Origin of the sequence: Pseudomonas rhodesiae (assembly GCF_013285305.1) — a bacterium.
In the GTDB taxonomy this organism is placed as follows: domain Bacteria; phylum Pseudomonadota; class Gammaproteobacteria; order Pseudomonadales; family Pseudomonadaceae; genus Aquipseudomonas; species Aquipseudomonas rhodesiae.
Map to the genome: position 1 here is coordinate 3,998,978 of NZ_CP054205.1, position 24,560 is coordinate 4,023,537.

Consider the following 24,560-nt stretch of genomic DNA (forward strand, 5'->3'; position numbering starts at 1 on the left):
TCTCATACCGCATCGCCGCGCTTTTCCAGATCCTGGCTGATCGCCTTGCTGATAGGGCTGGCTTTTATCGGCCTGGAATTGGCAATCAGGTTTGAAATTGCAGGCAGCGCTCCCACCGATCAGCATTCGGTGCTGGACCTGACGCTACTGCTATGCGGTTACCTGTTTATGTTCTGCCTCAAGCCTATACAAAAGGTTGTACACCGCAGATTCTGTCAGCGCAGCCCTGGAAAAACGTCACGCCCATAGTGACGTATCAGCTAGCAGATTGCCGGTATTTACAGTGTCGCATCGCGGCCTATGCTTGGTGTGTTTACCCGTTAGTTGAAGGCCTGAAACCGATGGATACCCTCAGCCGATCAGAAATCGAATCCGCCCTCGCAGCCCGCTTACCCAGCTATGCGGTTGCCTGCACGCTACACGCTGACGGCACCTTGTCCGTGGTGCTCAGCGGCCCGGAGACAGATCATTTCGCAATCACCGGGATCGTACGCGCGCACTATCGCGGCGCCGAAGCGATTGCACGACTGGCTAATGAGATTCTTCGCGAAATGGTGGTGTCACGACGCGGCATGAAGAGCGAACGCATGCATGCACCGCCCAACGCGATTGCGTGGCAAGAAAGCCAAGACCCGTAAAGGTCTTGGCTTTCTTGTATCAACCCGCCTCGTTGTGCAAGGTCAACCAGCCCTCGGCATTCAGCCGCACCTGCAGCCGCTCATACCCACCAATGGTTGGGTGTTGTGTCGTCAACGGCTTGAGGTGGGTCGCAGTCACCACTATCACATCCGCGCCCGCCGCCTCACCTGCGCGAATGCCCACCGACGCATCCTCAAACACCAGACACTCCTGCACCGAAACGCCCAAACGCTGGGCGCCCAGCACATAACAGGCCGGATTCGGCTTGCCGATAGCGACATCTTCTGCCGTCACCATCACCGTCGGCGGCGCAATGCCCGCCGCTTGCAGCCGGCGGATTGCCAGCTCCTTGGGCGCCGACGTCACCAACGCCCACTGATCGGCAGGCAGGCTGTCGAGAAACGCCGCAGCGCCGGAAATCGCAACCACGCCGCGCACATCGTTGATTTCAGCTTCGGTGATCCATTGCGCTTCAGCGTGCGGGTCGACGCCGAGTAACCCCTGGCGCGTGATGGTATCGATGGCGCGGGCGCCATGGATGGTGGTTAAAAACGCCGCCACATCCAGACCGTGACGTTCGGCCCAGAGGCTCCATACCCGCTCCGCGGCGGCGATGGAGTTGAGCAGGGTTCCATCCATATCGAACAGAAAAGCACGGTAGGGACGGGCAAATACAACTGAAGCGCGGATGGACACTGGATGGCTTCCTCGTGGGCGGTAACACATGAGCGGCTGCTGCAATCTACGGGGCTACCCGGTGGCTTGTAAACGCCGCCAGACCTGGGGCAACGGGTTTGATTACGAACTTGTCATCATTCTGTTGGCGGGCTGTTAGGGGTGGCTGATTACCGTGAACGTACTGCCAAAGCCTGGCAGCCACCCTTCTGGAGCAAGACCGTGATGAAACTGTTTATCCTCGGCGTCACCGCACTGCTTGCCACCGGCTCCGTATTCGCTGCCGACAACACCGGCATAATCCATGACGCCACTGGCTTCTACGTGCACCTGGACGTCGCCAAAGTACTGTCGAGCAGCGACACCGGCAGCCAATGCGGCGTTGTCCCGGCGCAATTGCGCTACCTCGACCACCAGGGGCGCGAACATGTACTGGACTACCAGGTCCAGGCCATCGGTTGCCCCAATGACAATTGATCGGATTACACTGGCGCGACGTACCGAACCCGAGCCCTTCCCATGAATATCCTTGTTGTCGAAGACGAACCCAAGGCCGGCAATTACCTGCTCAATGGCCTTCAGGAACTGGGCTATTCCGTCAGCCTTGCCCGCGATGGCGTGGACGGCCTGCACCAAGCGCTGGAAACGCCGTTCGATGTGATCGTCCTGGATGTGATGATGCCGAAAATGGACGGCTGGGAAGTGCTGCGCCGCCTGCGTAAAGAAGCTGACACACCAGTGCTTTTTCTTACCGCCCGTGATGATATCGCCGACCGCATCAAGGGCCTGGAGCTGGGTGCGGACGATTACCTGATCAAGCCCTTTTCCTTCGCTGAACTGGTAGCTCGCCTACGCACCCTGACCCGTCGCGGCCCAACCCGTGAAGAAGACCAACTGCACATCGCCGACTTGCACATTGAAGTGCTCAAACGACGCGTCACCCGCGCCGGCACACGCATTACCCTGACCAACAAGGAATTTGCCCTTCTGCACCTGTTTGCCACGCACCAGGGCCAGGTATTGTCACGCTCGCTGATCGCGTCGCGGGTATGGGATATGAACTTCGACAGCGACACCAATGTGGTGGACGTGGCCGTGCGCCGCTTGCGCCTGAAGATCGACGACCCGTTCCAGCTCAAGCTGATCCATAGCGTGCGCGGCATCGGCTACCGCTTCGATACCCAACCATGACGCCTCGCCGACATTATTCGCTGACTTTGCGCCTGGCGCTGGTGTTCGCGCTGCTCGCCTTTGCTCTGCTGGCCACCCTCGGCGTGGCGCTGTACCGGGAACTGGAGCGCGAGCTGATCCGCCGCGACGATGCCGCGCTGATCTCGCGGGTCGATCAACTGCGCAACCTGCTCAACGACAGCAACACCCTGGAGCTGATCAGGAACAAACCGGAATTGTTCCAGAACATGCTGGGCAACCGCGAATCGGTGCTGAGTATCGCAGCTCCCGGGCAACAGCCATTGCTGCTGGTGAATCCCGGAAATATCGACTTGCCGGCGGTTACACCGGTGCCCAAAGGCCATGTCCTGGACCTTGCCGATGTGCAGCACCTGCCTGGTGTCAACGGCGTTCCTTTGGCCGCCCTTGCCGCGTCTATCGACTCCGGCGACCTGGGCAACCTGCAAGTTACCAGCGGACGCTTGATGACCGAACGTACCGCCATGCTCGCCAGTTATCGATTGAGTGTGTATATCCTGGCAGGTATCGCCGCTCTGGCCCTGGCGCTGGCCGGCTATCTACTTGTGCATCGCGGCCTGCTGCCGTTGCGACGGTTGGCGCAGCATGCCCAAGGGATCGGCGTCGGCAACCTGGCCGAACGTCTCGACAGCCGGGGCGCGCCGAAAGAACTATTGCCGATGATCGATGCCTTCAACACCATGCTCGAACGCCTGGCCAAGGGGTTTGCGCAATTGAGCCAGGTGTCGACCGACATGGCCCATGAACTACGCACGCCTATCAACAACTTGTTGGGGGAAACCCAGGTTGCCCTGCATCAACAGCGCAGCGTCGATAGCTATCAGCAACTGTTGGCCTCGAATGTCGAAGAACTCGAACGGCTGGCGCGCATGCTCGACAATATGCTGTTCCTCGCACGCACTGACCCGGCCAGCGCCCTGCGCCAACGCCAGGCACTCAGCGCCGCAGATGAAGTGGAACGCATCGCGGAATACTTCGAGGGGCTGGCAAGTGATCGGGGGATGCGCATTCTCGCCGCTGGCCAAGGGGAAATCTGGGCCGAGCCCATGCTACTGCGGCGCGCCCTGGCGAACCTGTGCGCTAATGCGATCAAGTACGGCGCCGCGCATTCAGAGCTGCGTATCGAGGCGATGCCCACGGATGAGGGCCTCATCCTGCGGGTCAGCAATCAGGGGGAGACGATTGCGGCCGAACACCTGCCGCGTCTGTTCGAGCGTTTTTATCGAGTGGATGAGTCGCGGGAACGTTCGGCTCACTCCAACGGGTTAGGCCTGTCGATCGTGGCGACCATCATGCAGTTGCACAATGGCCGCTACAGCGTCAGCAGCCAGAACGGTGTCACCTGTTTCGAGCTGTTGTTCCCCGGGCGTGAAGCGGACTGATCAGTTGAACGCACCATTGAGGACTTCGTAGATGATGCCCGAAGCAATGGCCACCAGGATCAAGTCAGTGCCCGCCTGCTGCCATTCGTAGCCATCGTAATGTGGCAACTGGCCCAGCAAGCGGCCATCGAGTTTTTTCGCGATACCCGGCGGCAGCGGTTTGCCGCGTGCCAGGTTCTTCTGGATCCCCGGCGGCAAGGCCGGGCCGGGGCTCCAATAGTCGCGATAACCGCCCAGCACACTCAGTACGCTGCTGCGATCCACGTTGGGCCCATGACTGCCCGAGGCACCTTTGCCTTTGGGTTTGTCGTAGTTCTGACCGCCAGGGTTATTGCCTTTGCCGTTACCGCCGCCCTTGCCATTCCCATGGCCGTTGCCAGGATCGGCCAAGGCGAGACCACTCCCGGCAGACAACGCAAGCATTAGCACAACAGACGCAAATTTCGGGCACTTGAGCATGGCGATTTTTCCAGGGCAGAAACGTCCTTGAACTGTAGTTGAAATCGCACGGCGACGCATTGAAAGCAGCGCCCCGATCAACTTACCTGACCGCCCGCCTCCACCACATCCACCGAGGTCTGCCAGGCTGCCGTCACCGCGACGCGCAGTCCTTCGACCAGGGTCGTCAACGCCATAGACGGCTCGCTGCCCCCTGGCAAGCGCGGCACATGAATAAAGCCGCTGCGCACACCGGAGCCGGCGAGCGCATGCTGCAGGCGATAGAACACCTGGTTGCACACGAACGTACCCGCTGTATGGGACACCGAAGCGGCCACCCCAGCCTCGCGCACCGCCCGCACCATCGCCTTGATCGGCAGCGTGGTGAAGTACGCCGCCGGGCCATCCGTAACCACCGCCGTGTCGATCGGCTGCGCCCCGAGGTTATCGGCGATACGCGCATCGTTGAGATTGATTGCCACCCTTTCGATGGAAATATCGCTACGCCCAGGCCCCAGCCCCGTGGCGATAACCATCGCCGGGCGCAGTTCGTTGATCATTTGCAGCAGACAGTCCGGGGCCGTGGCAAAGGCACAGGGCAGCCGCCGCGCGACGATCCGCACGTCGTCGTCCAGTTGCAGGCCATCCAACTGGCGCACAGCCTCCCAGGACGGGTTCACCGGGTCTTGATCGAAGGGCTCAAATCCCGTCAGCAACACAGTGTGCATAGTGGCCTCACATCAACAGGTAAAGCAGGACGATATTGACCACCAGCATCATCAAGGCAGTCGGCAATTGCGCTTTGATCACCGCGTTCTTGTCCGGCAGTTCCAGCAAGGCCGCCGGGACGATATTGAAGTTGGCGGCCATCGGGGTCATCAGCGTACCGCAGTAGCCGGAGAACATACCGATGGCAGCCATGACCGCTGGGTTGCCGCCGTAGATCCCCACCAGCACCGGTACACCGACGCCGCCGGTCATCACCGGGAACGCCGCGAAACCGTTGCCCATGATCACTGTGAACAACGCCATCCCCAGCACATAGACCATCACCGCCACCAACTTGAAATCCAGGTTGATGTAGGTAGTGGTGACATGGGCGACCGCCGTGCCCACCCCAGCCTCGTTAAACAACAGGCCGAGCATGGCCAGCATCTGCGGCAAGACCATGGCCCAGCCCAGGGCTTCGGTCAGGCGACGCGACTCGCGCAAGGCTTGCACCGGTGTATCGCGGGTCAGCCAACAGGCCAGGCCGAGGGCGATCAGACAGCCGATACCGAGGGACACAAAGGTAGTGTTTTTCGGGTCCAGCAACGGCACGCCGCCGATCTCGGTGTGCTTGAGCAAGACCGAACCGATCACCGTGGTCAGGGGAATAGCCAACGCTGGAATAAACAACTTGTGCCCCAGGCGACCAGCGCTGGCGCGGGTGGCCTTGTCATGCAGTTCAGCATGGGTGCCACGCCCCACACCGCCGAAACCGGCGATCAATGCCATTACCACCACGCCGGCACCGACCACCACCGAGGGCAGACGCTCCCCCACCAGAAACGGAATCGCGAACAGCAGCCAAAAGAGCGCGCTGGACCAACGCTTGGGGTGACTGCGATCCAGCACAATCATGCCTGCCGTAATCAACAGCAGCACCCCGGCCAGCCAGTACAGGTATTGAATCGAAATAATCATTGCGCCGCCTCCACAGCCTTCACGCTGGGCGTCAGCTCGCGGGTGAGCCGTCGGTCGAAGCGGTGCAGCCGGATCCCATGCACGATAAATGCACAGATCGCCGTGGGAATGCCCCATACCGCAATGTGCAGCGGTTCCACATCAATCCCCGAGCCCAGCAGGAACGTGTGCATCAGAGCGATGGCGCCGAACGCCACAAAGATGTCTTCACCGAAGAACAGCCCAACGTTGTCTGTGGCAGCACACATGGCCAGGACCTTGTGACGCACTTTGTCCGGCAGTTTGCCGTAGCGCTTTTCCGCCGCACCTTCAGCCATCGGCGCCAGCAGCGGCCGCACCATCTGCGGATGCCCGCCCAGGCTGGTCAGGCCCATGGCCGCAGTGGATTCGCGTACGAACAGATAGATGATCAACAAGCGCCCGACCGTGGCGCGCTGGAACCGTGCGATCCAGTTCTGCGCATGCAGACGCAACCCATGACGCTCCAGCAGTCCGATGACTGCCAACGGTAACAATAGAATTAGCTGTAGGGCACGGGTCTGAAGGAAGCCATCCCCCATGGAGGCGAGGATTTTTTCCAGGGGAAAGTGAGCAGCAAGCCCGGTGGCGATCGCGGCAGCGGTGACCACCAGCAGCGGATTGAAGCGCAAAACAAAGCCGACCACGATGACGAGCACGCCAATCAACGGCCATAGATTCACAACAGTTTGCATGACGAAGAGGTCCTTTAAATGCGCGCTGCGGCGCCATTACAGCAGGATGTGAACAAAGGGTTCACAGCAAGAGGTGGCGTGCAGTCGGCTCGGTTTTTTATTGTTGACCCGGAAGGTCGAGCGTCAGTGGCGGCAACTTTGCTGCCTGGAGGCGGGAGGTGTCCAACAAGAAAAATTGTTGCTGCGATCCAATAAATTTTGTGGGTATCGGAGGGAATGGGGGCGCGTCGTCGGCAACGCCCCCTACACAAGGCTCAGCTCACGCCGTTGGGACCATCGAGCACATACCTGACCTTCTTGGCCAGCACATTGGGCAAGCACGGTTTGGAGATCACCTCGAACTCCGCGCCGCCCAGGTCGGTGCGTTCAATGGCGTTTTCCGCGTAGCCAGTGGTCAGCAGGATTTTCATGTCGGGGTACAACTGGCAGACCTCCCGCGCCAGCATCACGCCATTCATGCCGCCGGGCATGATCACGTCGGAGAACAGCAAGTCATAACGCTCTTCCCTGGCCAACACGTCCAATGCCTCGGCAGCGCCGTAGGCGATGGTGGTGTGATAGCCGTAGTCCTCCAGCACCATGCGCGCCAGCTCCGCGACATCCGGGCGGTCCTCGACGATCAGGATACGTTCCGAACCGCTGCGGGCTTCCGACACCTTGGGCTCTTCCTGGGCCGACACGCCAGCCTCATCCGCCGGGAAATACAAGCGCACCGTGGTGCCAAGGCCCTCCTCGGAGTAAATCCGCACAGCGCCGCCGGACTGCTTGGCAAAGCCGTAGACCATCGACAAGCCCAGGCCGGTGCCCTTGCCTTCATCCTTGGTGGTGAAGAACGGGTCCATAACCCGCGTAAGAATACTGTCGGGCATCCCACAGCCATTGTCGGTCAAGGCCATACTGACATAGCGTCCCGGCATCAGCCCGTCGTAGGACATGGAGCTGAGTTCGCGCACTTGGATATTGCGGGTCTCGATAGCCAAGGCAGGCTGCTCACGCTCCACCAAGGCGTCGCGCGCATTGATCACGATATTGAGGATGGCCAGCTCGGCCTGGGTCGGGTCGATGCGGCAGTTCCACAGATCGGTTTGCAGGTCGGTGCGAAAGTCGATGTTGTCGCCCATCACCCGCTCAGCGGAGCGTCTGGCCAGTTCGACGAAATGATTGAGGTTGATCACTCGCCCCTGCAATTTCTGCTTGCGGGAAAACGCCAGCAACTGCTGCGTCAGCGTGGACGCTTTCTCTACCGCCCCTTTGGTCATACTCAGGCTGCGAATCACACGATCTTCGTCCAGCACAGGCTTGCGCACGGCGCGGTCGACCATCTCGACATAGCCGCCGATGACCTGCAGCAGGTTGTTGAAGTCGTGAGCAATACCGCCGGTGAGCTGGCCCAGCGCTTCCATTTTCTGCGCCTGACGCAGCGCGTCCTCGGCATCGCGGCGGCGACTGACGTCCAGCTGCGAAGCGAAGAAGTACATCAACTGATTGGATTCGTTGTACACCGGCGAAATGAACAACGCGTTCCAGAACGTCGAGCCGTCTTTGCGGTAGTTGAGCAACTCGACCGCGACGTCTTCTTCTTCACTGATGGATTGCTTGATCTGGCCCACCACCTCGGGGTCGGTATCCGGGCCTTGTAGAAAGCGGCAGTTGCGCCCGTAGATTTCGTCGGCGCTGTAACCGGTCATATCCAGGAAGGCCTGGTTGGCAAAAATGATCGGATTATCTTCGCGATTGGGATCGGTGACGATCATGGGCATACGCGTGGTGCCGACGGCAGCAAAGAAGATGTTCTTACCTGCCGATGTGATATCACCGGTTTCAGAGTTATCCACGCGGGTGTGGAGATCTTTTGGTTGATGAGTCACGGGGCTAAATCCTGTCGGCTTGATAGAGGAGAAAACGGACTTCCTGCCTCATAGACAACCGGAGTCAAAAAATAGTTTGGCGCCCCGTGGCTCCGTTCTACAACGACCCTTTACGATCAGTTCAAGCCGTGGTGCTGAGCATTGACCCCTTCCCGCTGCCGTTCTCGGCCATGACGGCCTGCAAAAGCGCCGCGGTAACCGTCTGCAATGCCGCGTTTATGGTCGAAATCTGTGTTTGAGCCGCCATGACAGCCACAGCCTTGGCCTCTTCACTTTGTTTGCTGGACTGGGCTCTCTGCAACGCCTCCTGAGCCTGCTGAAGCTGCTTTTGCAGTTGCTCGATCTGTTTTTTCAACTCTTTGACCTGATCTGACTCCTGCGTGCCGGATAGAGCCTGGTCCCCGCCGTTCGCAGCAGCCCCCGTGGCTTTTGGATCCATACGAATGGTCAGGGCCCCGGTGTCTTCGTTCTTGGTTATCTCACTGGTGATAGACGTGGTCTGCGGGACGACTACGGAGCTGGAATTACCAACATTGATAAGCATGTCGAATGTCCGATAACGAGAGATTGCTCACTTTATCGGCTTGATTACCGGGGACTTTAGTCTTGCTGTCCATTTCCATTGCGGTAATTTCGACAACAAAAAAGGGCCCACCTTTCGGTGAGCCCTTCTAGACCGCCCAGCAGAGCGGATTTTGTTTGGTAGGCGCGATTGGACTCGAACCAACGACCCCCACCATGTCAAGGTGGTGCTCTAACCAACTGAGCTACGTGCCTGCTGTGAGGCGGCATTCTACGGAATTCCGAAGGTGTGTCAACATCTTTTTCGTAGCTAACCCTATGAATATGCGAATTTTTTATCGAGGGCCACATCACCCGCAGTTTTTGCATGGCTGGCAGCCGATTTTCAACTCAGGTAGGATCGACGCACTCGTAAAAAATATAAAACAGAGGTTCCAGGATGGCGAACACCCCCTACCCCCAGTCGTATTACGCCGCTTCCGCCAACGCCGTTACACCTCGCCCTGTGCTGCAAGGCGAGGTCGAAACCGATGTGTGTGTGATTGGCGCCGGCTATACCGGTCTTTCCAGCGCACTGTTCCTGCTGGAGCACGGCTTTCGCGTTACGGTACTGGAGGCCGCGAAAGTGGGTTTCGGCGCCTCGGGCCGCAATGGCGGACAGATCGTCAACAGCTACAGCCGCGATATCGACGTGATCGAGCGCAGCGTCGGGCCCAAGCAGGCGCAGTTGCTGGGGCAAATGGCGTTCGAAGGGGGCAAGATCATTCGCGAACGGGTGGCCAAGTACCAGATTCAGTGCGACTTGAAAGATGGTGGAGTTTTCGCCGCGCTCAACAGCAAGCACATGGCCCATCTGGAGTCGCAAAAGCGTCTGTGGGAACGCTACGGCCATACACAACTAGAGCTGCTGGACGAGCGTCGTATCCGCGAGGTGGTGGCCTGCGAGAACTACGTAGGCGGTCTGCTAGACATGAGCGGCGGCCATATCCATCCGCTCAACCTGGCATTGGGCGAAGCCGCCGCCGTGGAATCCCTGGGTGGCACGATCTACGAGCAATCGGCGGCGGTGCGTATCGAGCGAGGCGCGAGCCCCGTGGTGCATACCGCCGAAGGCAAGGTCAGAGCCAAGTTCATCATCGTTGCGGGCAATGCCTATCTGGGTAACCTGGTGCCGGAGTTGGCGGCCAAGTCGATGCCGTGTGGCACCCAAGTCATCACCACTGCGCCGCTGGGCGATGACTTGGCCAATTCGCTGCTGCCGCAGGATTACTGCGTCGAAGATTGCAATTACTTGCTCGACTACTATCGCCTGACCAGCGATAAACGCCTGATCTTCGGCGGCGGCGTGGTGTATGGCGCGCGCGACCCAGCCAACATCGAGGCGATCATCCGTCCGAAAATGCTCAAGGCCTTCCCACAACTCAAGGACGTGAAGATCGACTACGCCTGGACGGGTAACTTCCTGCTGACGCTGTCTCGCTTGCCGCAAGTCGGGCGCCTGGGCGACAACATCTACTATTCCCAAGGCTGCAGCGGCCATGGCGTGACGTACACGCACTTGGCAGGCAAGGTACTGGCGGAGGCTTTGAGAGGCCAGGCAGAGCGTTTTGACGCATTCGCCGACCTGCCGCACTACCCCTTCCCGGGCGGGCAACTGTTGCGTACGCCGTTTGCGGCAATGGGGGCGTGGTATTACGGGTTGCGGGACAAGCTGGGCTTCTGAATAGGTCGTGGGAGCCGGTTCGCCGGCTCCAACATCCGTTGCAAATCGCACAAACAAAAAACCCCGGTCTTTCGACCAGGGTTTTTGCTATCGGATCAAAACAGCTTTTAGCTTGCTTTGTGCTTCAAGGCGTTCAGTGGGCCTTGAGGCAGATATGGCGCAGCGGACGGGACTCGAACCCGCGACCCCCGGCGTGACAGGCCGGTATTCTAACCGACTGAACTACCGCTGCGTATCGCTTGACCGGCAGAGCAACATCTCTACCGTCATTAAACGTCTGACTGATCAACCTTGGCTGTTCAATCTCAGGCCCGATGTATCAGACCTGGAAAATATGGCGCAGCGGACGGGACTCGAACCCGCGACCCCCGGCGTGACAGGCCGGTATTCTAACCGACTGAACTACCGCTGCGCGTCGGTGCAACCTTAAGGCTGCGTCTTGCCCGAAGGCAAAACTCTCAAGAAGTGGTGGGTGATGACGGGATCGAACCGCCGACCCTCTGCTTGTAAGGCAGATGCTCTCCCAGCTGAGCTAATCACCCTTTGCTTCGTTGAGGCCGCGAAATTTACGCAGGTAGCAGACCTAAGTCAATAGCCCGCTTGAAGTTTTTCCAAAAAAGACAAAATTGCTTCAAGACAGCCCTGCGCCCTACTCGCTGTAAATCATCTTCTTGCTCATGCCACCGTCCACGACGAACTCTTGCCCGGTAACAAACCCGGCCTGACGCGACAGCAACCACGCCACCATCGCCGCCACATCCTCCACCGTGCCGACCCGGCCGGCCGGATGCTGAGCATGGTCGGCGTCACTCAACGGCTCAGCGCGCCGCACCGCAGGATCACGCGCATCAATCCAGCCAGGGCTGACTGCATTGACCCGCACTTCCGGCCCCAAGCTGATAGCCAGCGCGTGAGTCAGCGCCAGCAATCCGCCCTTGCTCGCCGCATAGGCTTCACAGTCCGGCTCCGATTGCCGCGCACGGGTAGAGGCCAGATTGACGATTGCGCCACCGTGGGCACGCAGGTAGGGCGCACAATGCTTGGCCAGCAACATCGGCCCACTGAGGTTAACCGCCAGCACACGATTCCAATACGCCAGATCCAGGCTTTCCAGGGTGATGTTATGCGGATCGGCAACCGCCGCATTGCACACCAGGGCGTCCAGGCGCCCGAACTGCCCGAGCACTTCGGCAACCCCTTGGGCGACCTGTTTCTCGTCGGCCACGTCCATGCTGATAAACCAGGCGTTATCGCCCAGCACCTTGGACACCTTGGCACCGCGCTCACGATCAAGGTCCGTCAGCACAACTTGCCAACCCTCACTGATCAACCACGCCGCGATACCCAGGCCAATGCCCCGCGCCGCGCCGGTCACCAGCGCAACACGGCCGTTACTGGCTACCGCGGCTTCCATGGCCCACTCGATCACAAGGCCGCCAGCCCGCGAGCCAGGTCGGCCTGCAGGTCGGCCACGTCTTCCAGGCCGACCGCGATGCGGATCAGGCTGTCACGGATACCGGCCGCTTCCCGCTCCTGCGGTGCCAAGCGTCCGTGGGACGTAGTGCTCGGATGGGTAATGGTGGTTTTGCTGTCACCCAGGTTGGCGGTGATGGAGATCAAACGAGTCGCGTCGATAAAGCGCCAGGCGCCGTCCTTGCCGCCCTTGACCTCAAAACTCACCACAGCGCCGAAACCACGCTGCTGGCGCTGGGCCAACTCGTGCTGCGGATGGCTCTTGAGGCCCGCGTAGTGAACCTTCTCGATGCCGTCCTGCTGCTCCAGCCACTCGGCCAGCGCCTGAGCGTTGGCACAGTGGGCCTTCATGCGCAGACTGAGGGTCTCCAGGCCCTTGAGGAAGATCCAGGCGTTGAAAGGGCTCAGGGTCGGGCCGGCGGTGCGCAAAAAGCCCACCACTTCCTTCATCTGTTCGCCGCGACCAGCCACTACACCGCCCATGCAACGACCCTGGCCGTCGATGAACTTGGTCGCCGAATGCACCACAACGTCCGCACCCAGCTTCAGCGGCTGCTGCAAGGCTGGTGTGCAGAAACAGTTGTCGACCACCAGCATTGCACCTTTGGCATGCGCCACTTCGGCCAGGGCGGCAATGTCTACCAGCTCGGCCAACGGGTTGGACGGCGACTCGACGAACAACAATTTGGTGTTGGCCTTGATGGCCGCGTCCCAGCCGGACAGGTCCGCCAAGGGCACGTAGTCCACTTCGACGCCGAAGCGCTTGAAGTATTTTTCGAACAGGCTGATGGTCGAGCCAAACACGCTACGTGACACCAGCACGTGGTCGCCGGCGCTGCACAAACTCATCACCACCGCCATGATGGCTGCCATGCCGGTCGCGGTGGCTACCGCCTGCTCGGCGCCTTCCAGGGCCGCAATGCGCTCTTCGAATGCGCGTACGGTAGGGTTGGTGTAGCGCGAGTACACATTGCCCGGCACTTCACCGGCAAAGCGCGCAGCGGCATCGCCAGCGGTACGAAACACATAGCTGGAGGTGAAGAACATCGGATCGCCGTGCTCACCTTCCGGCGTGCGATGCTGGCCGGCGCGCACAGCCAGGGTATCGAAAGCTACGCCATCGAGGTCGCTGTCCAGCCGACCGGCATCCCATTCCTGACTCATGCTGCCACTCCTTACTCAATACGGTATTTAAGATACAAAACCGGCCCCTCAGGGCCGGTGTCTACTCAGTTGTTGTACAGGTCGATGATCGCACTGACCGCCTGGGTCTTGATCTTCGACGAGTCGTTACGCGCCTGCTCGATCTTGTCCAGGTACGCCTCGTCGACGTCCCCGGTCACGTACTTGCCGTCGAACACGGCGCAATCGAACTGGTCGATCTTGATCTTGCCGCCACCGACCGCTTCGATCAGGTCCGGTAGGTCCTGATAGATCAGCCAATCGGCGCCGATCAGATCAGCCACGTCCTGAGTCGTGCGGTTATGGGCGATCAGCTCATGGGCGCTCGGCATGTCGATACCGTACACGTTCGGGTAGCGCACGGCGGGTGCGGCGGAACAGAAGTACACGTTCTTCGCCCCGGCTTCGCGGGCCATCTGGATAATCTGCTTGCAGGTGGTGCCGCGCACGATGGAGTCATCCACCAGCATCACGTTCTTGCCGCGGAACTCCAGCTCGATGGCGTTGAGCTTCTGACGCACCGACTTCTTGCGTGCCGCCTGACCCGGCATGATGAAAGTACGGCCGATGTAGCGGTTCTTGACGAACCCTTCGCGGAACTTGACGCCCAGGTGGTTAGCCAGTTCCAGCGCAGCGGTACGACTGGTGTCCGGAATCGGGATCACCACGTCGATATCGTGCTCGGGACGCTCGCGCAGGATTTTCTCGGCCAGTTTCTCACCCATGCGCAGGCGCGCCTTGTACACCGACACACCGTCGATGATCGAGTCCGGACGCGCCAGGTAGACGTGTTCGAAGATGCACGGCGTGAGTTTCGGCGCCACGGCGCACTGACGGGTGTGCAGCTTGCCATCTTCGGTGATGTACACCGCTTCACCCGGCGCGAGATCGCGGATCAAGGTGAAGCCCAGCACGTCCAGGGATACGCTTTCCGAGGCGATCATGTACTCGACGCCTTCGTCGGTGTGACGCTGGCCGAACACGATCGGGCGGATGCCATGGGGGTCGCGGAAACCGACGATACCGTAGCCAGTCACCATGGCCACTACCGCATAGCCACCTACGCAACGGTTGTGCACATCGGTGACCGCGGCGAACACGTCCTCTTCGGTGGGTTGCAGCTTGCCGCGCTGAGCCAACTCGTGGGCGAACACGTTGAGCAGCACTTCCGAATCGGAGCTGGTGTTGACGTGGCGCAAGTCAGACTCGTAAATCTCCTTGGCCAGTTGCTCAACGTTGGTGAGGTTACCGTTGTGCGCCAGGGTGATGCCGTAAGGCGAGTTGACGTAAAACGGTTGGGCTTCGGCCGAAGTGGAGCTGCCGGCAGTCGGGTAGCGCACATGGCCAATGCCCATGTGACCGACCAGCCGCTGCATGTGACGCTGATGAAACACGTCACGTACCAGGCCATTATCCTTGCGCAGGAACAACCGGCCGTCGTGGCTGGTCACAATACCGGCAGCATCCTGGCCGCGGTGCTGGAGGACGGTTAGCGCGTCATACAGCGCCTGATTGACGTTCGACTTACCGACGATACCGACGATGCCACACATGCGACGCAACCCCTACTTAATGGATCTTGACTGAGTACCGCTTACTGAGGCGTTTTGGCCGGTAAGAGGTGCTCCTTGAACGGCATATCAGCGGGTACGCTGATGCCGCTGGCCAGCCACTGACTGCTCCACCCCAATATGAGGTTCTTGGACCAATCTGCAACCAATAGAAATTTTGGCACGAGTACCGACTCCTGCCACCATGCATCCTGCTGTACCGGCCCCAGGCTCAACAGCCCGACCGCCACGACCACCAGCAACGCACCACGCGCGGCGCCGAAGGCCATGCCGAGAAATCGATCGGTCCCGGAGAGGCCGGTGACGCGTATCAACTCGCCAATAAGATAATTGACCATTGCCCCCACCAGCAGCGTGGCGATGAACATGATGGCGCAGCCCGCGATGACGCGAGCCGAAGGTGTCTCGATGTAACCGGCCAGGTAAACCGACAGTGAACCACCGAACATCCAGGCTACGACTCCTGCGATGATCCAGGTCAGCAACGACAGGGCTTCTTTGACGAAGCCGCGGCTGATACTGATCAAAGCGGAGATGGCGACGATTGCGACAATCGCCCAATCAACCCAGGTAAATGGCACGTTTGAGCCTACGGACGGATAAGGCGGCGCATTTTAGCAGAGCGTCGGGCTGTCGGTAAGCGGTGATTGCAGCTGCTTAGCAAATCAATGGTTTGTGACGCCCATGACAAACCAATGTGGGAGGAGGCTTGCCTCCGATGGCGCTGGATCAGTCATTCATGCGCCGACTGTCAAACCGCCATCGGGGCAAGCCCCCTCCCACACTCAGACCGATTGGTCGGCTTGAATCAGCCGCGCTCAGGCTGGAAACGGGTCACAAAACCTTTCAGACCCTGCTGACGATCGAGCAAATCGCGCAAACGATCGGCTTCGGCACGCTCGATCAACGGCCCGATAAATACCCGATTCTTGCCGTCAGCACTGCGGATATAAGCGTTGTACCCTTGAGCCCGCAGCTTTTTCTGCAAGGCGTCGGCACCGTCGCGATTGCCCAGGCTGGCTACCTGGATTGACCAGCTGATCGACAGACCATTGGCGTCGATACGGCTCTGCCCCACGTCCGGCTTGCCCGGGGCGGCGGGCTGTGGCGCCACCGGCTTGGGTGCCGGCGCTGGCGCTACTGGCTTGGCCGCTGCGGTCGCTGGCGCAGGCGCCGGAGCAGGCTTGACCACCGGCACGCTTGGCTGCACCGGCATCGACGGCGCCTGTTGCGTCGCCAGGTCTTCCTCGCTTGGCACGGGTTCTTCTTCCGGCAAGGCTTGCGGCTCAGGCACCACCACCGGCTCAACCTGTACCTGCGGCACTGCCGGCGCCTGAGGCGCAGCCGGGGCCTCGACCACCACCTGGCGCTGTTCGTCCTGGCGGGAAAACAGCATCGGCAGGAAAATCACCGCCAACGCCACCAGCACCAGCGCGCCGACCATCCGCTGCTTGTAAGCGCTATCCAGTAATGCCATGTGCAGCTTCCTCCGTGGAGCGCCGGGCCAACCACTCAAGCGCCTCGGCAACACAATAAAATGATCCGAACAACAGAATCTCGTCCTCGGGCATTGCCACCGCACACTGCGCCTCAAGGGCTGCGATGACGCTTGTATACGACGTCACCGGTGCACCAAGGTTCTGTAGAGCCGCCGCCAATTCCGCGGCAGGACGACTGCGCGGCGTATCCAACGGCGCTACCGCCCACGCCTGGACGCTGCTCAGTAGAGGCGCAATCACCCCATCAAGATCCTTGTCGGCCAGCAACCCGAAGACCGCAAGACGTCGCCCGACCGGCGGCGTGCGCGCCAAGCGGCGCGCCAGGTAGTCGGCGGCGTGGGGGTTATGCCCCACGTCCAGCAACAGATTCAAGCGCTTGCCTTGCCATTGGACCACACGACGATCCAGGCGCCCGGTCACCCGGGTCGCCAACAAGGTCGCAGCAATCTGCTCGGCATTCCACGGCAGATCCAGCAGCAGATAGGCTTGCAGCGCCAGCGCAGCGTTTTCCATCGGCAGATTCAACAGCGGCAGGTCACCCAGAATCACGACCTGTCCGCGCGCATTACGCCCCTGCCATTGCCAGTGCCGCTCGCCGATCTCAAGTTTGAACTCACGGCCTCGCAGGAAAAACGGGCAATCCAGCGTGCGCGCTTTGTCCAGCAATGGCTGCGGCGGGTCAAGATCGCCGCACAGCGCAGGCTTGCCCTGGCGGAAGATTCCGGCCTTCTCGAACGCCACGGATTCCCGTGTGTCGCCCAGATAATCGGCGTGATCCACGCCAATACTGGTGACCAGCGCCAGGTCGGCATCCACCACGTTAACCGTGTCCAGGCGCCCGCCCAGGCCCACTTCCAGCACCACCACATCCAGGTGCGCACGCTCGAACAGCCAGAACGCCGCCAGAGTGCCCATTTCGAAGTAAGTCAGGGAAATATCGCCACGCCCGGCATCAAGCGCGGCAAAGGCGTCGCACAGTTGCGCATCGGTGGCTTCGACGCCATTGATCTGCACCCGCTCGTTGTAGCGCAGCAGGTGCGGCGAGCTGTACACGCCCACCTTCAGGCCTTGGGCCTGCAGCAACGCGGCGACAAAGGCACAGGTAGAGCCCTTGCCGTTGGTGCCGGTCACCGTGATCACGCGCGGTGCCGGCCGGCCCAACCCGAGGCGGGCCGCTACCTGTTGCGAGCGCTCCAGGCCCATGTCGATGGCGGAAGGATGCAACTGCTCAAGGTAGGCGAGCCATTCGCCCAGGGTTCGTTGGGTCATAGGTTTGCAGGCACCGGCGGCACCACGATCGGCTCGACCTTGGGCGCAACGTATACCGGCGTCGGCAAGCCCATCATTTGCGCCAGCAGGTTGCCCAGTCGCGGACGCAGTTCGCCGCGCGGAATGATCATGTCGATGGCTCCGTGCTCCAGCAGGAACTCGCTGCGCTGGAAACCTTCGGGCAGCTTTTCGCGCACGGTCTGCTCGATCACGCGCGGGCCGGCAAAGCCGATCAGGGCTTTTGGCTCGCCGACGATCACATCACCCAGCATCGCCAGGCTGGCGGAAACGCCGCCGTAGACCGGGTCGGTCAGCACGGAAATAAACGGGATGCCTTCTTCGCGCAGACGCGCCAGTACCGCGGAGGTCTTGGCCATTTGCATCAGGGAGATCAAGGCTTCCTGCATACGCGCACCACCGGAGGCGGCGAAGCAGATCATCGGGCAACGGTTTTCCAGCGCATAGTTGGCGGCGCGTACGAAGCGCTCACCAACGATGGCGCCCATGGAGCCGCCCATGAAGGAGAATTCGAACGCCGACACGACGACCGGCATGCCCAGCAGCTTACCGCTGACGGAAATCAGTGCGTCTTTCTCGCCGGTCTGCTTTTGTGCGGCGCTCAGACGGTCCTTGTACTTCTTGCCGTCGCGGAACTTGAGACGGTCGACCGGTTCCAGGTCGGCGCCCAACTCATTACGGCCATCGGCGTCGAGGAAGATGTCGATGCGGGCGCGAGCGCCAATACGCATGTGGTGGTTGCACTTGGGGCAAACGTCCAGGGTCTTTTCCAGCTCGGGGCGGTACAGCACCGCGTCGCAGGATGGGCACTTGTGCCACAGACCTTCAGGAACCGAGCTTTTCTTCACCTCGGAACGCATGATCGAAGGGATCAGTTTGTCTACTAACCAGTTGCTCATGCTTTCTTTCTCCAGTACCGGTGGCTTGAACTCAGCCCCGCGTATGCCCTTGAGCTAAATTCATATGTGGCGATGACACAAACTGGACGGGGTCAGACGTTCGACCTGCCATTTCCAGCCAGTGCCCTCAGCCTTCCAGACAACCTGCCAACGCAAGGTTGCCACTTCGTTTCCGAGCCACCCACAGACGGCGTCGGGCTGTTTTACACAGTGGTAGTTATGGACGGCGGCAGACTGCCAGCCGTCACATCCCGCCATTGCTGTCGCGCACGGCCTGCATGAACGCGCGAATCTTGCTGTGATCCTTGATGCCTTTGGCCTGCTCCACCCCACCGCTGACATCTACCGCATAGGGCCTGACTTGCTGGATGGCCGCCCCGACATTCGCTGGGGTGAGCCCGCCGGCCAGGATGATCGGTTTGCTCAACCCTTGCGGAATCAGCGACCAATCGAACGCCTCGCCCGTGCCGCCCGGAATACCTTCGACGTAGGTGTCCAGCAGTATGCCCCGCGCACCGGCATAGGCGGCGCAGGCACTGGCGATGTCATCGCCGGCCTTGACTCGCAGCGCCTTGATGTAAGGCCGCTGATAGCTTTCACATTCTTCGGGGGTCTCGTCGCCATGGAATTGCAGCATGTCCAGCGCCACGGCATCCAGGGTTTCGTTGAGTTCGCAACGGCTGGCGTTGACGAACAACCCCACGGTGGTCACGAACGGCGGCAAGGCGGCAATGATGGCCCGCGCCTGCAACACATTCACCGACCGCGGGCTTTTGGCATAAAACACCAGGCCGATGGCATCCGCCCCCGCCTCGACGGCTGCCAGCGCGTCTTCTATGCGGGTAATCCCGCAAATCTTGCTGCGAACGGCTGACATGTCGTAGAAACCTCGGGATTGGACCGCGAAAGTCCCGGATGGTAACAAAAGCTTTTCCGGGCGTCAGCCGCCAAGTTCGCTGAAGCCGGTCAGGAAGTGTGGCCCGATAAAACGCTCCGGCAGCTCAAATTCGTCCCGGTACTCCACTTGCACCAGATACAGCCCGAACGGGTGCGCCGTCACCCCCCCGGTACGCCGGATGCGGCTTTCCAACACTTCCTTGGCCCATTCCACCGGGCGCTCGCCGGCGCCGATAGTCATCAGCACGCCAGCGATATTGCGCACCATATGGTGCAGGAACGCCCCGGCACGAATATCCAACACAATCATCTTGCCGTGACGGGTAACACGCAGGTGGTGAACTTCCTTGATCGGCGACTTGGCCTGGCACTGGCCGGCACGAAACGCGCTGAAGTCATGTACACCGACCAAATGCTGCGCCGCCTCGGCCATACGTTCGGCGTCCAGCGGGCGATGGTTCCAGGTGATCTCTTCATTGAGGTGGGCCGGACGGATCTGGTCGTTGTAGATCACGTAACGGTAGCGCCGGGCGATGGCCTTGAAACGCGCGTGAAAATGCGCGGGCATGACTTTGGCCCAGCTGACGCTGACGTCATGGGGCAAATTGATATTAGCGCCCATGACCCATGCCTTCATCGAGCGCTCGGCCTGGGTATCGAAATGCACCACCTGGCCGCACGCGTGGACACCGGCATCGGTGCGCCCGGCGCACATCAGCGACACCGGCGAGTCGGCGACTTTGGACAGCGCATTCTCCAGGGTTTCCTGCACCGTCGGCACGCCGGACGCCTGGCGCTGCCAGCCGCGATAGCGCGAACCTTTGTATTCAACGCCCAAGGCGATGCGGTAAAAGCCTGCGGCCGCCATTTCGGCGGCCGCGTTATCTATATTTGCCAAGAACTGAGAGCCTGATGAGTTGCGCAAAGGCGGCCATTATAAGGCGGCTCGCCGCGGACGCCATGTGTTTGGTGGGCTGCAAAGCAAAACGGCGACCCGAAGGCCGCCGCTGCGTCAATGGCCGGTCATCAAGCCAGCCGGCCGAGCATCTCCTTGGCCTCGCCGCGCTGCACCTCGTTGCCCTCGGTGAGCACCTCGGACAGGATGTCCCGCGCACCATCCGCATCGCCCATGTCGATATAGGCCTGGGCCAGGTCAAGCTTGGTGGCCACTTCATTGGTGCCGGAGAGGAAGTCAAACTCTGGCTCATCGTCACCCAGCGCGGCGTCCTGCGCCGTGAACGACGGGTGCTCAAGGCTCTGAGACAGGCGATCCAACTCAGCGTTGACGTCGTTCAGCTCCGAGGCAAACGCATCCGGCTTGGCCTCTGCTTCGGGTTCGTCCGCCAGTGACAAATCGAAATCTTCCGGCAGTTCGAAGTCGTCCAGCGCCGCGGGGGTCAACGTTGGCGGCTCGACGGCCGGTACATCCTTCATCTCGCTTTCCAGACCCGAGAGGAAATCGTCGTCCGACTGCGCCGACGCCGGTGCGTCCAGTTGCAAGTCGAAATCCGCCAGTTCATCGGTGGCGGCCTGGGCCTGGGTTTGCTCCTTGAGCAGGGATTCGAAGGTCTGCTGATCGTCCTTGAGTTCGGCTGGGGATGCCGACTCCAGCTCGTCCAGGCTCAGGTCGAAATCGGTATCGAACGCTTCCGGCTGCTGCGCCGGCTTATCTTCCAGCAACTCCTTGACGTACTGAGCGTCAAGGGCAGCGGCGGCCACCGCGGCACTGACCCCCGCCGCCAGCACAGCCATCGCCGGGAAGCGCGCCTTGAGCTGCTCGACCTGGGCGTGGTTTTCACCGTTGGCCACCAGTTGACGCTCTTGGGTGACGAAGCCGTCTTTGTCGTTTTGCAGGCCATAGACCTCCATCAGCTTCAGGCGCAGATCGCTGCGCTTGGGCTCATGCTTGATCGCTTGCTCCAATACATCGGCGGCCTGGTTGAGCAGGCCGCGATCGATATGGGACTGAGCCAGCGCCAAGGCATCATTGGCGTTTTGCGGCGCGACCGCCGCGGCCAGGGGCGACAGCACGGACGCAACCGACGGTGCCGCCACCGGCGCGCTCACCGCAGCAGGCGCGGGCGCAGCAGCCAGTTTGACGTTTGGTGGTGGCACTTCCAGGCCTTCAAAACTGTCCGGCGGCAAGTCCTGGTCGATATTGGAGGTGAATTCCGGCTCTTCGGCCAGGGCTCGCGCCATGCGCAGGTGCTTTTCTTCTTCGCGGCGAGCATTGCGATGGCGCAACACCAGCAGCAAAAGCAGCAGTGCAATCAAGGCCGCGGCACCGCCGACCACACCCAGGACGATCGGATTGGTCAGCAGCTCATTGAACTTGCCTTCGGTGGTGGCCGGTGCTGCGTCCGTCTTGATCGGTTCAGACACCGGGGCCACTGGGGTCGGTGTAGTCGGTGTGGTCGGTGTGGTCGATGCAGCAGGAGCAGCCGGGGTGGCAGCGGGGTCGGCGGCCAGTTGGGCCGACATCGCCGGCGCGGCGGCAGGGTCCGCTTTTTCAGCCTGGAGGCGAGCCAACTGATCGTTCTTCAGTTGAATCAGCTTTTGCAGCTTGTCCAGTTGGCTTTGCAGGTCGGCGGCGCGGCTTTTCAGCTCTTCGTTGTCGCGACGCGTAGTGTCCAATTGCTCCTGGGTCATCGCCAACTTGTCGCTCAGGGCCTGGCTGTCGCCAGCCTTACCCTTGCCGCCTTTCTTGGCCGCTTCGGCAGAAACCAGGCTCAGGTTGTCCTTGGCGTTGGTGGTCGCCGGGGCATTGCCTGCCTGGGTGCGTTTGGTGGCATCCAGTTGCTGCTTGCCGGCGGCCTGGTTGGCCGCCGTGCGACGGCCCTGACGCCAGGCCTCGTTCTGCGCCCTGACTTCGGCGATCGCCTGGGGTTGCGGCAGTGCGGTACTTTGGACGGTGTCCGGCAGGCGCAGCACCTGGCCGGTTTTCAGCCGGTTGATATTGCCGTCGACGAACGCGCTCGGATTAAGTGCCTGGATAGCCAGCATGGTCTGTTGGACCGAAGCGCCATTGCGATGCTTTTCGGCAATTTCCCACAGGGTATCGCGGGGAGTGGTGGTGTGCTGGGCGGGCTTGCTCACGGCCGGCGCACTCAGGCGCGGCGTCGGAGCTGCCGTGGTGGCGGCCGGCTGATCGAACTTGGCCGGATCAAGCAGCACGCTGTAGTCACGCATCAAACGGCCATTGGGCCATTGCACCTGCAACAGGAACCGGATGTAGGAATCGGGCAATGGCTTGCTGGAGGTGACGCGCACCACACTGCGACCATTGGGATTGACCACCGGGGTGAACGTTAGATCATCGAGAAACGCCTGACGATCGACGCCGGCATCCACAAATGCCTGGGACGACGCCAGGCTCGGCGTGATCTCGGACGCCGTGAGGCCGCCGACATCGAGCAATTCGATTTCCACCGACAAGGGCTGGTTCAGCTTCGACTTGAGGGTCATTTCCCCCAACTGGAGCGCCTGCGCCATACCGGAGGACAGCGCCGAGGCGGCCGCTATTGCTAACACCAGTTTGCGAACTTGAACCATAGCCTCATCCTTTGTTTGAACGCTCCCCGGCCTGCGAGAAGGTTGGTAACCGCTGCCATAAAAGGCATGGCGAGCCGATAGGTCACCGACACGCAATTGTTCCTGCTTGGGGCCAAGCATAGCGCCTGGTTAGAATCAATCTACAAATTGCCGCCAAGTATCTTTTACACAAGGGCTTTTATCAACAACTGCGCCAGCTGCACGGCGTTGAGCGCCGCGCCTTTGCGTACGTTATCTGACGTCAGCCACAGATTTAGTTCCGCCGGGTCATCCACACCGGCACGCACACGCCCGACATAGACCACATCCTGGCCCACCGCATCGCCGACTGCCGTTGGATAATCGCCCTCCTCTACAAGCTCTATCCCTGGCGAGGTATCGAGGATGCGATTCACCGCAGCGAGATCGACCGGCGCCCCCAATTGCAGCGAGACAGTCAGGCTATCGCCAAAAAACACCGGGGCTTGAACGCAGGTTGCGGAAATCTTTAGCAAAGGTAAATCCAGCACGGCGCGCAGTTCGTGTACCAGGCGCTTTTCCAGGGCGGTATGACCTTGGGCATCTGGCGTGCCGACTTGCGCCAAGAGGTTGAAGGCCATCTGGCGATCGAAAAACGTTGGCTCCAATGGCCGCGCATTCAGCAATTCGGCGGTTTGCCGGGCCAGTTCACTGACGGCTTCGCGCCCCTGTGCCGACACCGCCAGATTAGCGGTAACGTTAACGCGCTGGATATCCAGCAAGCCGCGCAACGGCGCCAGGGCCACCGCCAGGTATGTGGCGGATGGGCTCGGGCTGCTCAGCAGGAAAGGTTTGCCCAGTCCATCGAGCAGATGGGCATTGGCCTCGGGCACCACCTGCGGCGCCTGCTCGGCGGGCAACGCGCCCGACAGGTCGATCACCGAGCAACCCGCGGCCGTGGCGCGCGCAGCGAAGCTCATGGTCACGGCCGGGCCGGCGGCGAAAAACGCCAGGTGCGCTTTGCTGAAATCGAACTCGTCGACTTCTCTGACCCGCACGTTCTTGCCACGAAACGGCACCGAGGCCCCGGCGGAGTTGCTGCCAGCTAGCAGATACAAGGTGCCCACCGGAAACGCCAGTTCTTCGAGAATCTGCACCAGGGTTTCACCGACGGTGCCGGTGGCGCCGATCACGGCGACTTCAAAGGTCTGGGTCATGGGGGTTGCCTCGGGCATTGCGGGGGGAGCGGCACTTTACCGGGTGGCTGGGGGCGAGGCAATTGGCGTGGGGGTGTGGTGGGGCGGATGGCGCTATCGGGGGCAAGCCCCCTCCCACCTTTGAGTTGCGAACACATGCCACTGTGGGAGGGGGCTTGCCCCCGATAGCA

23 protein-coding genes and 4 tRNA genes are annotated in these 24,560 nt (G+C 60.9%); 5 read left to right on the forward strand and 22 right to left on the reverse strand.

Features of this window, described 5'->3' with window-relative positions; translation table 11 throughout:
• The first annotated feature begins 341 nt into the window (after positions 1-341).
• The gene (locus tag HRH33_RS18030) at positions 342-638 is read left to right on the forward strand and encodes a hypothetical protein (RefSeq protein ID WP_167418536.1); all 297 of its coding nucleotides are present in this window, start codon (positions 342-344) and stop codon (positions 636-638) included.
• A 19-nt stretch (positions 639-657) separates the two neighbouring features.
• Here HRH33_RS18030 and HRH33_RS18035 read toward each other — a convergent pair whose 3' ends face one another.
• On the reverse strand, positions 658-1,335 hold the full coding sequence (locus HRH33_RS18035) for an HAD-IA family hydrolase (RefSeq protein WP_167418531.1): 678 nt from the start codon (positions 1,333-1,335) through the stop codon (positions 658-660).
• A 204-nt stretch (positions 1,336-1,539) separates the two neighbouring features.
• Here HRH33_RS18035 and HRH33_RS18040 point away from each other — a divergent pair, with 204 nt between their 5' ends.
• From HRH33_RS18040 to HRH33_RS18050, 3 genes are read left to right on the forward strand one after another with little or no spacing between them, the layout of a single operon-like run.
• Positions 1,540-1,791 carry a DUF2790 domain-containing protein gene (locus HRH33_RS18040; RefSeq protein WP_034136882.1) on the forward strand — a complete coding sequence of 84 codons (252 nt, stop codon included), beginning with the start codon at positions 1,540-1,542 and terminating at the stop codon, positions 1,789-1,791.
• A gap of 42 nt (positions 1,792-1,833) precedes the next feature.
• Positions 1,834-2,505 (forward strand): heavy metal response regulator transcription factor, encoded by a 672-nt coding sequence (locus HRH33_RS18045; RefSeq protein WP_034136881.1) that lies wholly within the window; start codon positions 1,834-1,836, stop codon positions 2,503-2,505.
• Complete coding sequence (locus HRH33_RS18050; protein ID WP_094066749.1) at positions 2,502-3,905, forward strand: heavy metal sensor histidine kinase; 1,404 nt, start codon at positions 2,502-2,504, stop codon at positions 3,903-3,905. Before HRH33_RS18045 ends, HRH33_RS18050 begins: the two co-directional genes overlap by 4 nt.
• On the opposite strand, the gene HRH33_RS18055 is transcribed toward HRH33_RS18050, so the two are convergent.
• The 7 genes from HRH33_RS18055 to HRH33_RS18085 all read right to left on the reverse strand — a co-directional run bounded on the left by HRH33_RS18055 (position 3,906) and on the right by HRH33_RS18085 (position 9,387).
• Positions 3,906-4,364 carry an anti-virulence regulator CigR family protein gene (locus HRH33_RS18055; RefSeq protein ID WP_167418532.1) on the reverse strand — a complete coding sequence of 153 codons (459 nt, stop codon included), beginning with the start codon at positions 4,362-4,364 and terminating at the stop codon, positions 3,906-3,908.
• 77 nt (positions 4,365-4,441) lie between these two features.
• On the reverse strand, positions 4,442-5,071 hold the full coding sequence (pcp, locus tag HRH33_RS18060) for a pyroglutamyl-peptidase I (protein ID WP_167418533.1): 630 nt from the start codon (positions 5,069-5,071) through the stop codon (positions 4,442-4,444).
• A 7-nt stretch (positions 5,072-5,078) separates the two neighbouring features.
• Positions 5,079-6,029 carry a DUF979 domain-containing protein gene (locus HRH33_RS18065; protein ID WP_167418534.1) on the reverse strand — a complete coding sequence of 317 codons (951 nt, stop codon included), beginning with the start codon at positions 6,027-6,029 and terminating at the stop codon, positions 5,079-5,081.
• On the reverse strand, positions 6,026-6,742 hold the full coding sequence (locus HRH33_RS18070) for a DUF969 domain-containing protein (protein ID WP_094066753.1): 717 nt from the start codon (positions 6,740-6,742) through the stop codon (positions 6,026-6,028). Before HRH33_RS18070 ends, HRH33_RS18065 begins: the two co-directional genes overlap by 4 nt.
• 254 nt (positions 6,743-6,996) lie before the next feature.
• Positions 6,997-8,610, reverse strand: a complete 1,614-nt coding sequence (locus HRH33_RS18075; protein ID WP_034136876.1) for a histidine kinase famiy protein — start codon at positions 8,608-8,610, stop codon at positions 6,997-6,999.
• Positions 8,611-8,731: 121 nt separating this feature from the next.
• A complete protein-coding gene (locus HRH33_RS18080) occupies positions 8,732-9,154 on the reverse strand; it encodes a hypothetical protein (RefSeq protein WP_167418535.1) in 423 nt (140 codons plus the stop codon).
• A 156-nt stretch (positions 9,155-9,310) separates the two neighbouring features.
• Positions 9,311-9,387, reverse strand: a tRNA-Val gene (locus HRH33_RS18085).
• Between the two features lie 184 nt (positions 9,388-9,571).
• Here HRH33_RS18085 and HRH33_RS18090 point away from each other — a divergent pair.
• Positions 9,572-10,855 (forward strand): NAD(P)/FAD-dependent oxidoreductase, encoded by a 1,284-nt coding sequence (locus HRH33_RS18090; protein WP_034136874.1) that lies wholly within the window; start codon positions 9,572-9,574, stop codon positions 10,853-10,855.
• Positions 10,856-11,010: 155 nt separating this feature from the next.
• Here HRH33_RS18090 and HRH33_RS18095 read toward each other — a convergent pair.
• The 14 genes from HRH33_RS18095 to HRH33_RS18160 form a co-directional block, all read right to left on the reverse strand.
• Positions 11,011-11,087 (reverse strand) — tRNA-Asp (locus tag HRH33_RS18095).
• 103 nt (positions 11,088-11,190) lie between these two features.
• Positions 11,191-11,267: transfer RNA gene (locus HRH33_RS18100), tRNA-Asp, on the reverse strand.
• Positions 11,268-11,321: 54 nt separating this feature from the next.
• Positions 11,322-11,397, reverse strand: a tRNA-Val gene (locus HRH33_RS18105).
• 107 nt (positions 11,398-11,504) lie between these two features.
• Positions 11,505-12,269: an SDR family oxidoreductase gene (locus HRH33_RS18110; protein WP_034136873.1), complete on the reverse strand. Its 765-nt coding sequence runs from the start codon at positions 12,267-12,269 to the stop codon at positions 11,505-11,507.
• A gap of 11 nt (positions 12,270-12,280) precedes the next feature.
• The gene (locus tag HRH33_RS18115) at positions 12,281-13,492 is read right to left on the reverse strand and encodes an O-succinylhomoserine sulfhydrylase (RefSeq protein ID WP_034136872.1); all 1,212 of its coding nucleotides are present in this window, start codon (positions 13,490-13,492) and stop codon (positions 12,281-12,283) included.
• Positions 13,493-13,557: 65 nt separating this feature from the next.
• The gene (gene purF / locus HRH33_RS18120; RefSeq protein WP_034099151.1) at positions 13,558-15,063 is read right to left on the reverse strand and encodes an amidophosphoribosyltransferase; all 1,506 of its coding nucleotides are present in this window, start codon (positions 15,061-15,063) and stop codon (positions 13,558-13,560) included.
• A 41-nt stretch (positions 15,064-15,104) separates the two neighbouring features.
• The gene (locus HRH33_RS18125) at positions 15,105-15,662 is read right to left on the reverse strand and encodes a CvpA family protein (protein WP_167418234.1); all 558 of its coding nucleotides are present in this window, start codon (positions 15,660-15,662) and stop codon (positions 15,105-15,107) included.
• Between the two features lie 227 nt (positions 15,663-15,889).
• On the reverse strand, positions 15,890-16,558 hold the full coding sequence (locus HRH33_RS18130) for an SPOR domain-containing protein (protein WP_167418235.1): 669 nt from the start codon (positions 16,556-16,558) through the stop codon (positions 15,890-15,892).
• Positions 16,542-17,849 carry a bifunctional tetrahydrofolate synthase/dihydrofolate synthase gene (gene folC / locus HRH33_RS18135; protein ID WP_167418236.1) on the reverse strand — a complete coding sequence of 436 codons (1,308 nt, stop codon included), beginning with the start codon at positions 17,847-17,849 and terminating at the stop codon, positions 16,542-16,544. The genes HRH33_RS18130 and folC overlap by 17 nt, the downstream gene beginning before the upstream one ends.
• Positions 17,846-18,766 carry an acetyl-CoA carboxylase, carboxyltransferase subunit beta gene (accD, locus tag HRH33_RS18140; RefSeq protein ID WP_034136869.1) on the reverse strand — a complete coding sequence of 307 codons (921 nt, stop codon included), beginning with the start codon at positions 18,764-18,766 and terminating at the stop codon, positions 17,846-17,848. Before accD ends, folC begins: the two co-directional genes overlap by 4 nt.
• Before the next feature lie 244 nt (positions 18,767-19,010).
• Positions 19,011-19,643, reverse strand: a complete 633-nt coding sequence (locus HRH33_RS18145; protein ID WP_034114430.1) for a phosphoribosylanthranilate isomerase — start codon at positions 19,641-19,643, stop codon at positions 19,011-19,013.
• Between the two features lie 63 nt (positions 19,644-19,706).
• Entirely contained in the window at positions 19,707-20,531 is an 825-nt protein-coding gene (gene truA / locus HRH33_RS18150) for a tRNA pseudouridine(38-40) synthase TruA (protein ID WP_034136867.1), read from the reverse strand.
• 158 nt (positions 20,532-20,689) lie between these two features.
• On the reverse strand, positions 20,690-23,215 hold the full coding sequence (locus HRH33_RS18155) for a FimV family protein (protein WP_167418237.1): 2,526 nt from the start codon (positions 23,213-23,215) through the stop codon (positions 20,690-20,692).
• A gap of 164 nt (positions 23,216-23,379) precedes the next feature.
• Positions 23,380-24,390 carry an aspartate-semialdehyde dehydrogenase gene (locus HRH33_RS18160; RefSeq protein ID WP_167418238.1) on the reverse strand — a complete coding sequence of 337 codons (1,011 nt, stop codon included), beginning with the start codon at positions 24,388-24,390 and terminating at the stop codon, positions 23,380-23,382.
• Positions 24,391-24,560 lie beyond the last annotated feature (170 nt).

Bases quoted from the DNA above. Each gene is read 5' to 3' on its own strand.
- HRH33_RS18160 (WP_167418238.1), bottom strand. From the start codon at position 24,390: ATGACCCAGACCTTTGAAGTCGCCGTGATCGGCGCCACCGGCACCGTC.
- HRH33_RS18090 (WP_034136874.1), top strand. From the start codon at position 9,572: ATGGCGAACACCCCCTACCCCCAGTCGTATTACGCCGCTTCCGCCAAC.
- HRH33_RS18050 (WP_094066749.1), top strand. From the start codon at position 2,502: ATGACGCCTCGCCGACATTATTCGCTGACTTTGCGCCTGGCGCTGGTG.
- accD (WP_034136869.1), bottom strand. From the start codon at position 18,766: ATGAGCAACTGGTTAGTAGACAAACTGATCCCTTCGATCATGCGTTCC.
- pcp (WP_167418533.1), bottom strand. From the start codon at position 5,071: ATGCACACTGTGTTGCTGACGGGATTTGAGCCCTTCGATCAAGACCCG.
- HRH33_RS18110 (WP_034136873.1), bottom strand. From the start codon at position 12,269: ATGGAAGCCGCGGTAGCCAGTAACGGCCGTGTTGCGCTGGTGACCGGC.
- HRH33_RS18030 (WP_167418536.1), top strand. From the start codon at position 342: ATGGATACCCTCAGCCGATCAGAAATCGAATCCGCCCTCGCAGCCCGC.
- purF (WP_034099151.1), bottom strand. From the start codon at position 15,063: ATGTGTGGCATCGTCGGTATCGTCGGTAAGTCGAACGTCAATCAGGCG.
- HRH33_RS18065 (WP_167418534.1), bottom strand. From the start codon at position 6,029: ATGATTATTTCGATTCAATACCTGTACTGGCTGGCCGGGGTGCTGCTG.
- HRH33_RS18130 (WP_167418235.1), bottom strand. From the start codon at position 16,558: ATGGCATTACTGGATAGCGCTTACAAGCAGCGGATGGTCGGCGCGCTG.
- HRH33_RS18040 (WP_034136882.1), top strand. From the start codon at position 1,540: ATGAAACTGTTTATCCTCGGCGTCACCGCACTGCTTGCCACCGGCTCC.
- HRH33_RS18145 (WP_034114430.1), bottom strand. From the start codon at position 19,643: ATGTCAGCCGTTCGCAGCAAGATTTGCGGGATTACCCGCATAGAAGAC.
- HRH33_RS18045 (WP_034136881.1), top strand. From the start codon at position 1,834: ATGAATATCCTTGTTGTCGAAGACGAACCCAAGGCCGGCAATTACCTG.
- HRH33_RS18055 (WP_167418532.1), bottom strand. From the start codon at position 4,364: ATGCTCAAGTGCCCGAAATTTGCGTCTGTTGTGCTAATGCTTGCGTTG.
- truA (WP_034136867.1), bottom strand. From the start codon at position 20,531: ATGGCGGCCGCAGGCTTTTACCGCATCGCCTTGGGCGTTGAATACAAA.
- HRH33_RS18080 (WP_167418535.1), bottom strand. From the start codon at position 9,154: ATGCTTATCAATGTTGGTAATTCCAGCTCCGTAGTCGTCCCGCAGACC.
- HRH33_RS18155 (WP_167418237.1), bottom strand. From the start codon at position 23,215: ATGGTTCAAGTTCGCAAACTGGTGTTAGCAATAGCGGCCGCCTCGGCG.
- folC (WP_167418236.1), bottom strand. From the start codon at position 17,849: ATGACCCAACGAACCCTGGGCGAATGGCTCGCCTACCTTGAGCAGTTG.
- HRH33_RS18115 (WP_034136872.1), bottom strand. From the start codon at position 13,492: ATGAGTCAGGAATGGGATGCCGGTCGGCTGGACAGCGACCTCGATGGC.
- HRH33_RS18070 (WP_094066753.1), bottom strand. From the start codon at position 6,742: ATGCAAACTGTTGTGAATCTATGGCCGTTGATTGGCGTGCTCGTCATC.